Annotated in this window: 10 protein-coding genes; 6 read left to right on the top strand and 4 right to left on the bottom strand. The window is 50.8% G+C overall.

The window, feature by feature from the left end:
- Positions 1-640: FAD-dependent oxidoreductase (locus PPL9_RS34375; RefSeq protein WP_244273456.1), on the bottom strand; the 640-nt coding region annotated here is incomplete at its 3' end.
- 98 nt (positions 641-738) lie between these two features.
- Between PPL9_RS34375 and PPL9_RS24635 the strand changes: the two genes are divergently transcribed.
- Positions 739-1,734 carry a GlxA family transcriptional regulator gene (locus PPL9_RS24635; protein ID WP_152986821.1) on the top strand — a complete coding sequence of 332 codons (996 nt, stop codon included), beginning with the start codon at positions 739-741 and terminating at the stop codon, positions 1,732-1,734.
- On the opposite strand, the gene PPL9_RS24630 is transcribed toward PPL9_RS24635, so the two are convergent.
- Entirely contained in the window at positions 1,731-1,988 is a 258-nt protein-coding gene (locus PPL9_RS24630) for a hypothetical protein (RefSeq protein ID WP_057465187.1), read from the bottom strand. The two genes, PPL9_RS24635 and PPL9_RS24630, sit on opposite strands and share 4 nt — an antisense overlap.
- 240 nt (positions 1,989-2,228) lie before the next feature.
- Between PPL9_RS24630 and PPL9_RS24625 the strand changes: the two genes are divergently transcribed.
- A complete protein-coding gene (locus PPL9_RS24625) occupies positions 2,229-3,398 on the top strand; it encodes an amidohydrolase (RefSeq protein ID WP_244273455.1) in 1,170 nt (389 codons plus the stop codon).
- A 71-nt stretch (positions 3,399-3,469) separates the two neighbouring features.
- Here the strand turns inward: PPL9_RS24625 and PPL9_RS24620 are convergent, their stop codons facing one another.
- Positions 3,470-4,429, bottom strand: coding sequence for a LysR family transcriptional regulator (locus tag PPL9_RS24620; RefSeq protein WP_057465186.1), 960 nt, complete (start codon positions 4,427-4,429; stop codon positions 3,470-3,472).
- Positions 4,430-4,595: 166 nt separating this feature from the next.
- Between PPL9_RS24620 and dctP the strand changes: the two genes are divergently transcribed.
- The 4 genes from dctP to alr all read left to right on the top strand — a co-directional run bounded on the left by dctP (position 4,596) and on the right by alr (position 8,800).
- Positions 4,596-5,588, top strand: a complete 993-nt coding sequence (gene dctP, locus PPL9_RS24615; protein ID WP_057465185.1) for a TRAP transporter substrate-binding protein DctP — start codon at positions 4,596-4,598, stop codon at positions 5,586-5,588.
- Positions 5,589-5,668: 80 nt separating this feature from the next.
- Entirely contained in the window at positions 5,669-6,283 is a 615-nt protein-coding gene (locus tag PPL9_RS24610; protein WP_057465184.1) for a TRAP transporter small permease subunit, read from the top strand.
- Entirely contained in the window at positions 6,280-7,569 is a 1,290-nt protein-coding gene (locus PPL9_RS24605) for a TRAP transporter large permease (RefSeq protein WP_057465183.1), read from the top strand. The genes PPL9_RS24610 and PPL9_RS24605 overlap by 4 nt, the downstream gene beginning before the upstream one ends.
- A gap of 70 nt (positions 7,570-7,639) precedes the next feature.
- Positions 7,640-8,800, top strand: a complete 1,161-nt coding sequence (alr, locus tag PPL9_RS24600) for an alanine racemase (protein ID WP_057465182.1) — start codon at positions 7,640-7,642, stop codon at positions 8,798-8,800.
- Positions 8,801-8,876: 76 nt separating this feature from the next.
- On the opposite strand, the gene PPL9_RS34370 is transcribed toward alr, so the two are convergent.
- Positions 8,877-9,156, bottom strand: a 280-nt coding sequence (locus PPL9_RS34370; RefSeq protein WP_244273454.1) for an arginine deiminase-related protein, incomplete at its 5' end; no start/stop codon positions are given.

The raw sequence follows: 9,156 nt of genomic DNA, 5'->3' as shown, positions 1-9,156 counted from the left end.
CTCGTTCGATAGAAAGAACTGGACAGTTCTGAATAATATCAACGCCTCTTGCCGCAGCAGCGCGTGCATACCCCCAAGCCACCGCGTCATGCCGTGCCGTCCCGCCACGTTGCTGAAACGCGGCTCCCATCACCGGATAACGTGCGTTGGCCGCGATGTTGAGGGGCGGGCACTTTTCTTTGGCCTGTTCAGGAGTGAGCCAGACATTATCAACGCCGTTCAAACGATTGGAGTGTATGTGACGCTTGAAGCTCTGCACATCATGAACATTGTGCGCCAACATCATCACACCGCGCTGCGAGAACATGACGTTGTAGTTCAGGTCCTGACTAAGCCCATCCCATAGATCTACGGCATGGTCATAAAGGCGCGCACTTTCATCATAAAGGTAGTTCGAGCGAATGATGGTCGTGTTCCGGCCAGTGTTGCCGCCGCCAAGCCATCCCTTGTCAATCACCGCCACATTGGTGATGCCATGTTCTTTTGCCAGATAGTAGGCGGCCCCAAGGCCATGCCCACCGGCACCTACGATGATGACGTCATATTCGCTTTTCAGCTCAGCGTCAGGCCATTGAGGCTCAACGTTTTTATAGCCTGAGAGCGCTCCTTTCAGGAGCGACATTGCGGAAAATTTTGACAAGGCTACCTCCTTGGAATTCAAGAGAGATTGCCCGCTATGTAAAATTGTGTATGGTACCCTTGCGAATATTATGAGGTATTTTTGCGCAGGAGGTGCAGGTGGAGAACACAACACGGACCAAGCGGCAGCCCCGACCAGCGCTCAATGTTGGCTTCATTCTGGCCAACCGGTTCACATTGTCGGCCTTCGCCAGCTTTATTGATGTCCTGCGCCTTTCTGCCGATGAAGGAGACAGCAGCAGGCCAATTCTATGCAGCTGGAGCGTCATCGCGCCTGATATGGAGCCCATCCGCGCCAGTTGCGGCGTGCGCATCCATCCTGATACCAATTTGATCGATCCAGCTCATTTTGATTATCTGGTGGTTGTTGGAGGGCTGATCGACCACATTGAACGCCTTGATCTTCGCTATGTGCACTATCTGAAATCTGCTGTGTCGAAGGGCGTGCCCTTGATCGGCTTGTGTACTGGTAGTTTTATTCTGCACCGTGCCGGTTTGATGAACGGTTATAAATGCTGTGTGAGCTGGTTTCACCGGACGGACTTCCTTGAGCAATTTGATGGATTGGAGCCAGTCTCTGATCGCATTTTTGTAGTGGACCGGGACCGTATTTCCTGTTCAGGGGGAACCAGTGCAGTGCATGTTGCAGCCCATCTGGTTGAGCGTCATGTCGGCCTGCGGCAAGCACGCAAGAGCCTTCATATTCTGATGGTGGATGAAGCTCAGGATGACAGCAAAGCCCAGCCGTTCCTGCCAACGTCACTAAAAGCCAAAGATAATCTGATCCAAAGGGCAGTGTTGATGATGCAGCAGGAAACGGAAAATCTGCGCAGCATAGAGCAGCTTTGTAAGATGCTGGGCGTTGGACGGCGCAGCCTTGAAATGAAATTTAAGTCTGACCTTGGTAAATCCCCAGCCGAAGCACTCAGTCATATACGAGTAGAAGAAGCCAAACGCTTACTGGGAGAAACAGAGGCAACCATCACAGATGTTGCCATACGGTCCGGCTTCTTTGACGCATCCCACTTTAACAAGGTCTTCCAGAAACACACCGGCATGACCGCAAGCGCATATCGTAATTCCTTAACCGCTTAAGAAGGCTTCTTCTTGAGCAGTGTACCAACAAAGCCAAACAATCCTGCCCAGATAATTGAAGACAGCACTGTGAGGCAGATGCGCAGCAGGCCGGACATTTCTCCAAGAGGCACATCCAGCAGCCAGCTGGCCGTAATGAAGGGGAACAGAAGAATATTCGCAAGTATTGGCGAAACCTGAAGGCCGATAAAAAACCCTAGAGGAACAGCAATCAATCCGAATGCAGCCCCAAAAATGATGAAGATGTAAATCATGGCCTCAATGAAGTATGCAGTTTGATAGTCTCATAATCTCATTTTATAAGCGCATAAAATAAATGAATTTGACTTTCACTTCACAGAATAAGAAATTGATATATTGAAGTTAATTTTAAAACGAAAAACAAGTGATTTAATCGAAAAATGACTATAATTGAACCTTACTTGTAAAATATGTTTAATGAAAAGTAGTTTAAATTTTCAAGAACTTTTTCGATTGAAGAGGGAAGTCACATTTTGGACACGATCCAGTTCAAATTGACTGCTGAACAAATTGGTTATCTGACAGATGTTCGGCAAACATTGCATAAAGCGCCGGAAGCTTCTGGTGAAGAAGAACAAACTGGCCGCTTTATAGTTGAACAACTCGAGCGGATTGGGGCTGATCGTATTGTTTCCGAGCTTGGCGGTTTTGGGGTGATTGCTGAGTATTGTGGCGCTGCAGATGGGCCAACTGTCATGATCCGCTGTGAGCTGGATGGGTTGCCGATTGAGGAGATCTCTGAGGTTCTTTATCGCTCACAAATCCCGGGCCGTGGCCATCTGTGTGGGCATGACGGGCACATGACGATGGTTCTTGGCGTAGCACATTTGCTGTCCGCACGACGCCCGAAGCAAGGGCGTGTTGTGTTGATGTTCCAGCCAGCTGAAGAGACTGGAGCAGGGGCGGCGGCTGTGATTGAAGATCCGAACTTCGCAGAGTTCCGACCCGATTTCGCCTTCTCACTGCACAATTTACCGGGACGCCCCATGGGAGAAGTCAGCATATGCCGGGAGTATGCCAATTGCGCATCTCGCGGAATGCAGATCAACCTGCGCGGAAAGAGCTCTCATGCAGCAGCACCGGAAGATGGTCTCTCTCCGGCCTCGGCAATCTCTGTGTTAATGGAGCAGCTCGCGAAGCTGGGTGTCGGGGGAGAAATGAATGATCAATTCACACTCAGCACACTAACACATGCCCGTTTAGGGGAGCCAACGTTTGGGATTGCACCCGGGTTTGGAGAGCTGCGTGTCACACTGCGGTCCATCAGTGATGCATTGATGGAAGATATGATTGACCGGGCACAAGAAGCTGTCACGCAGGCAACTCCTGATCTGGATGTTGCAATCACATGGCATGATATTTTCCTTGCCTGTGTCAACCATCCAGAAAGCCGTGATCAGATTATTCAGGCAGCAAAACGGGTCGGCACCCCATTGAAGGAACTGGATTATCCGATGCGGTGGTCAGAAGATTTTGGCCGATTTGGATTGGATGGGGCAAAGTCTGCCATGTTCTTTTTGGGCTCTGGAGAAACACAGCCTCAGCTCCACAATCCTGACTATGACTTCCCGGATGAGCTGATCCCGATCGGAGCAGATCTGTTCGTTACGATCATTAATCAGATTTTGGGTCTTGCTGATTAAAGTTCACCGACGAACTTGTAGCCCCATCTCTCCCAGAGATGGGGCATTCGTTTGCCCCCCAGTGGTCAGGCCTAGTTCAGGTAACTTCTGTCTTCCAGAGGCACTTTTTTGATTTCATCCCGCAAGATTTCAATAAACGCTGCCTCTGCAGCATTGTGCCGGGTCTTTGAGTTCGTAATGAGTGCAATGTCGTAGACCGGCAGGTCTGCAAAGTCGGTAATGCGCCATAAGCGCTTCGCCTCGACATAAGGCCGGGCCACATGGACCGGAAATGGGCCGACGCCGACGCCAATCTCGATCAGTCGGCGCAACTCTTCCAAATGATAGGACCGGCCAACAGGAGAATGCTCAATGCCCAGCTTATTGCGCGCCATGGCAAACTCACTCATTTCTCCGCCGGGTTCATCAGTGGGGAAAGTCACATAGGGCTCATGGGCGAGCTCTTCCTTGCGAATATCATCACGCCCAAACAGCGGGCTGAGGCGACCACAATAAAGCGCAAATCTCTCACGGTAGATAACCTCATAGGTCAGGCCAGGTTGACGAGCCGTGGTGAGGCCTATTCCGCAAGACGCCGTTTTGCGCTTCACCTGCGTCACCACATCACCACTTGTTGCAACCTTGATTGAGAGCGTCGCCTTTGGGTGCGTCCTGTGAAAACGGACAAATGCTGCATCAATCACAGGCGACTCGGCATGGGTTGCTGTTGCGATGGAAACGTGTCCGGTCACGTCCTCGCGCACGTCTTTCAGGACTGCTGCAATGCGCGACACACCGCTATAAATCTCAAGGCATTCCTCATAGAGAAGTTGCCCCGCTTTGGTCAGTGAGAACTCACCTGCATTCCGGTCTATCAGCATGCAATCAAACTGATTTTCCAATCGTTTCAAGGCATTGGTAATGGCTGGTTGTGTCAGCAAAAGCCGCTTTGCTGCTTTGGTAACCCCTTTCTCTTCAACAATGATGAGAAAGGTATAAAGCAAGTTCCAATCGAGGTTTCGACAGAAGCGTTCAAGAGAGGTTCGATTCATATGATATTACTCAAATTTATATCTACATTAAATATATGAACTTGCTTAATGCGTCTACTCTTGGTCCTATGAATTTATGCGTAGGTTGTTAGTTGCAGCAAAAAGGGGTAGCGCACACAACCAGCACTCGGCATACGCAAAAAACGATTTTCCGGAGGAGAGACACTTGACCAATTTCACAAAATTCGCAGTTGCAACTGCGCTGACAATCGGCCTGACAAGCGGCGTTTCTGCTGCAACCACCTTGAAGCTTGCCGGTGTTGTGCCAGTTGAGCATTACGGCAACACACTGCTGGAGCAAATCAAGACTGATATTGAAGCTGCCAATGTTGATTTGAAAGTAACCGTGTTCCCGGCAGGCCAGCTCGGTGCGGGCGAAGAACTGTTTGAAGCTGCTGCACGTGGAAACGTAGATCTGGTGCATTCCGTGGTGTATGCGCACAGTGATCCGGTCCTTGAAATCAACTCTCTGCCATACCTTGTGAGCAGCTGGGATGAAGCCGAAAAAGTCTATCTGAACAAGGGCTCTGCCTTCAATAAAATCTTTGCTGAGCGTCTTGACGGCTTGGGTCTCAAGCTACTGGCAAACGCACCAGAAGGGTTCATCGGTGTTGTAGCAAATGATGTGCCTGACAATGCAGGCAACACAGGCGACAAAGGCATGAACATTCGTGTCTGGAGCTCTCAGGTCATCAAAGCGACAGTTGAATCAATCGGATTTAAAGCCACCACAATGAACTGGGGCGAAGTCTTTCCTGCCATTCAGGCGGGTACGGTTGATGGAGCGATCTGCTGTACTGCGCAGCTGGCTTACAGCGCATTTGCAACCTCTGATGTTGGCAAAGCCTTCATCCCGTACAACGCTGTAGTCGAAAACACCACCTACTACGCCTCCAGCCGCACGTGGGACAAACTCTCCCAAGAGCAGCAGTCAGCTGTCCAGTCAGCTTTTGATAAAGCCGCACGCGATTATGCCGCCTGGGGCCGAAACAACGAGGCACAATACGTCACGAAGCTTCAGGAAAGCGGTTATCAGGTTGTGACTATATCTGATGAGGACCGTGCTGCTATCGCTGAGAAAGTGCGTGCGGACGTATGGCCACAAATCTCTGAAATCGTTGGCAAAGACACCATCGATGCTCTGATGGCAGATAAATAAGCACAAAGATACCTATGCGAACGGGTGGTCTTATGCTGCCCGTTCCTTTTCCTGAAGTTAAGCCAGAACTATGAGCATTCATGTCTGAACTCTCACAACACCTCTCACCAGGCTGGTCTCGATTTGTCGACCGCCTGGTAACGATCAAATCCTGGTTGCTTGCCATTGGCTGCATCATCATGGCTGGCACGTTCTTCCTCGTGGTGATCTTTCGCTATGGATTTGGCTCAGACCTGTTTGCCTATGAAGAGTGGCTGCTGATTATCTGTTTCTGGATGTATTTCGCAGGCGCAGCAATGGGAACCTACGATGGCTCTCATGTAAATGCAGACTTGTTGACCTATGTGATCAAGGATCCACGCAAAGCACATGTACGGGCCCTCGTTATTGGTTCGATTGAGTTCATCATTGCGATGGCACTGGTCTATTGGTCCGCGCTCATGATTATTGATGAGATCGACAGCTATCCCCGATGGCGCGCAACAATTGCCCTTCGAATTCCGTTCTTTGTCCCACGCCTTGCCATGCTGGTCGGCTTTGCAACCATGGCCTTCTACAGCCTGCTGCATCTGATCGTGCTCGTCAAAACCGGCCCAGCCAAATCTGCGGCACAACCAAATGTGCAACAGCAAGATGATGTGTCGCTTCCACCGGTCATGCCAGAGACAACAAAAACAAAAGAGCCAGCACTATGATTATTCTGGGAAGCCTTATTCTTATCTGTCTCATGCTGGTGATTGGTGTCAGCGTCCCGATGTCCTTTGGCGCTGTTCTGCTATTTATCGCGCTCTTTGGCGGGCACGACGTCAGCGGCTTTATGCCAACAGGGCACTGGAAGGTGAGCTCACTGGTCCTGCTTGCAATCCCATTGTTCATCCTGGCTGGGGCAATCATGGAGCGAGGCCGCATCGCGGCGCCTCTAGTGTCCCTTGCTGAACTTATGGTGGGCAACGTCCGTGGTGGGCTGAGTGCTGCCGCAGTTGTTGCAAGTGGTATCTTTGGAGCCATCTCTGGTTCTGCTGCTGCTACGCTGACCTGCATCGGCTCCATTATGATGCCGCATCTGCGAAAAGCCAACTATCCGGAAGGCATGGCAGCGGCGTTGATCGTGAGCGCTAGTCCATTGGGCCTGCTCATCCCGCCCAGTTCCTCACAAATTCTCTATGCCTGGACCACACAGCAATCCGTGCTCAAATGCTTTCTGGCAACCGTTATTCCAGGGGTCATCCTCATCGGGTTCCTCTGCATCGTGAACTTCGTGATGCTGCGGAATGTAAAGGATCTGAAGACCGAACGTGTGGGAGGCAAGTTCGCGTTTGAACTGCGCACCAGAAGCTTCAAAGCTATGCCTGCGCTCTTGATGCCTGTGATCATTCTGGGTGGCATCTATGGTGGTGTTATGACACCAACAGAAGCTGCTGGTGTCGCTGTAATCTACGCAATTCCGATCGGCTTCTTTATCTATCGCGGTCTTGATAGAGAGAACTTTTTCCCAACGCTGCGCTATGCCGGCACAACCATCGGTGTTGTCATGATGATGGTACTTATGGTGCTCATTGTCAGCCAGTTTCTGGTGTTTGAGAATATTCCGGCAATGGCAAAGGATCTAATTTACTCAGTTTCTGATAACCCGATCATTATCCTGCTGATGGTCAATCTGGTCATGATCCTCATTGGCATGCTGATGGATGATATCTCCGGCTTGTTGCTATCTGCTCCGCTCTTGCTGCCAATCGTGCAAAGTGTCGGCATGGAACCGGTTCACTTTGCAGCGGTGCTTGGCGTCAATCTGGGCATGGCAAACATCACGCCTCCAACAGCACCATTGCTTTATCTTGGGGCTCGTGTGACGGACGCCCCGGTCAACAAGATGATGAAGCCGACGCTGATAATGATTGCATTCGCATGGCTGCCAACGCTGGTAATCACGACCTTTATTCCGCAGGTTGCGCTTTGGTTGCCAGAACTGGTGTTCGGCTGATCAGAGTTTAGCCTCAGCTCACTCTAATGAGCTGAGGCAGCTCTCTACTGTTACTTTCACATCGGCATATATGAAGATGGCAACACCAATGTATTCATCTTGGTGCGAGATTTTGTGCACCCAAATTGAAGCGAATTTAAAGATTGCGCTCGGGCTTTTGCCCGACAAAACCAAGTTTTGTGCCGTTGTCAAAGCGGATGCCTATGGACACGGTATCGCGAACGTCATGCCAATCATCCAGCGCAACAACGTTCGTTACGTCGGCATCACGTCAAACGCAGAAGCGCAGGCTGTTCGCGACACCGGTTATAAAGGTAACTTGCTCCGGTTGCGGGCAACAACGCGCGATGAGGCTGAAGCTGCTTTGCTTTTTCAGGTTCAGGAGCAAGTGGGCAGTCTAGAGGGCGCATTGGAACTTGCCAGTGTCCGAAGGAATGGCAGCACCCCTGCAAACTATCATCTCTCGTTAAATGCAGGCGGAATGTCTCGGGATGGCTTGGAGCTTTCCTCTCTAAAAGGCAAAGAGGTATGCCAGCGTATCGTAGATTTGCTGGGACCGCACATCATAGGCGTGAGCACTCATTTTCCCTCAAATCTACCTGAGGAACTTGAGGCGAGCATCGCGCGATATCATAAGGACGTGGATTGGGTCACCGCCAATACATCTCTGCAGCGTGAGAACCTGCTGGTCCATGCCGGCAGCACACTGACACTTGTCTCCTCATGCAACCCTTACACGGACATGATGCGCTGTGGTGCGGTGATGTACGGCATTGTAAAGCCAGAGCTTGGCTTTAAGACCACCATGACAGTAAAGGCGAGAATAATAAGCCTTGGAGAATTCCCCGCTGGCAGCACGATTGGTTATGACCGTGCGACGGTGCTGAATGAAGACAAGCGACTTGCGACTGTATCACTGGGATACGCCAACGGGTATCTGCGACGCTTCGCAGGGCTAAGCAGTGTGCTTGTTCAGGGCAGAAAACAGCCCGTTTTGGGGAAGATTTCCATGAACACCATTGTAGTGGATGTGTCAGATCTCACGGGCGTTGCATTGGGAGAGGAAGTGGTTGTGTTCGGCAGCCAGCAATCTGCTGAAATCACAACTCAAATGGCAGAGGCGTCTTCAGGCACCATCATGGCTGATCTTTATACAGATTGGGGTCAACGCAATCCGCGCGTCGTAAAACATACTCAGAATGTCTCAAAGAAAGAAACGTTGATCATCTGACTTCAGATAATCTCTACAACGGATATAAATACGCCCGCCGGAGTTTCTCTGGCGGGCGTATCTCGTTTCGCTGGAATTAGTTGCGCGGGGACAGGTGAAGACCTGCAATTGTGCAGCGCACAGAACCGCCAGCCAGCTCAAGCGTTGGGATAGCAAGCGGCACCAATGTTGCAGTCGCTGAGATCCTGTCGCGTTGCTCTTCTGTCAAAATATCATAGGCAGTTTGCGAAAGTGCGAGCAGGGGGCCATCCTTGCCCATCAGCTCAATTGCATTTCCTGCAAAACCAGAGATTTGAGCATTGCTCAGCTCAATCACATCCCGACCAGTGGCTTCAAGGCGTGCCACAACTTCTGAG

It is taken from the genome of Pseudovibrio sp. POLY-S9 (genome assembly GCF_001431305.1).
GTDB lineage: Bacteria > Pseudomonadota > Alphaproteobacteria > Rhizobiales > Stappiaceae > Pseudovibrio.
The sequence above is the reverse complement of the archived record's forward strand: the minus strand, read 5'-3'. Positions and strand labels throughout refer to the sequence as shown.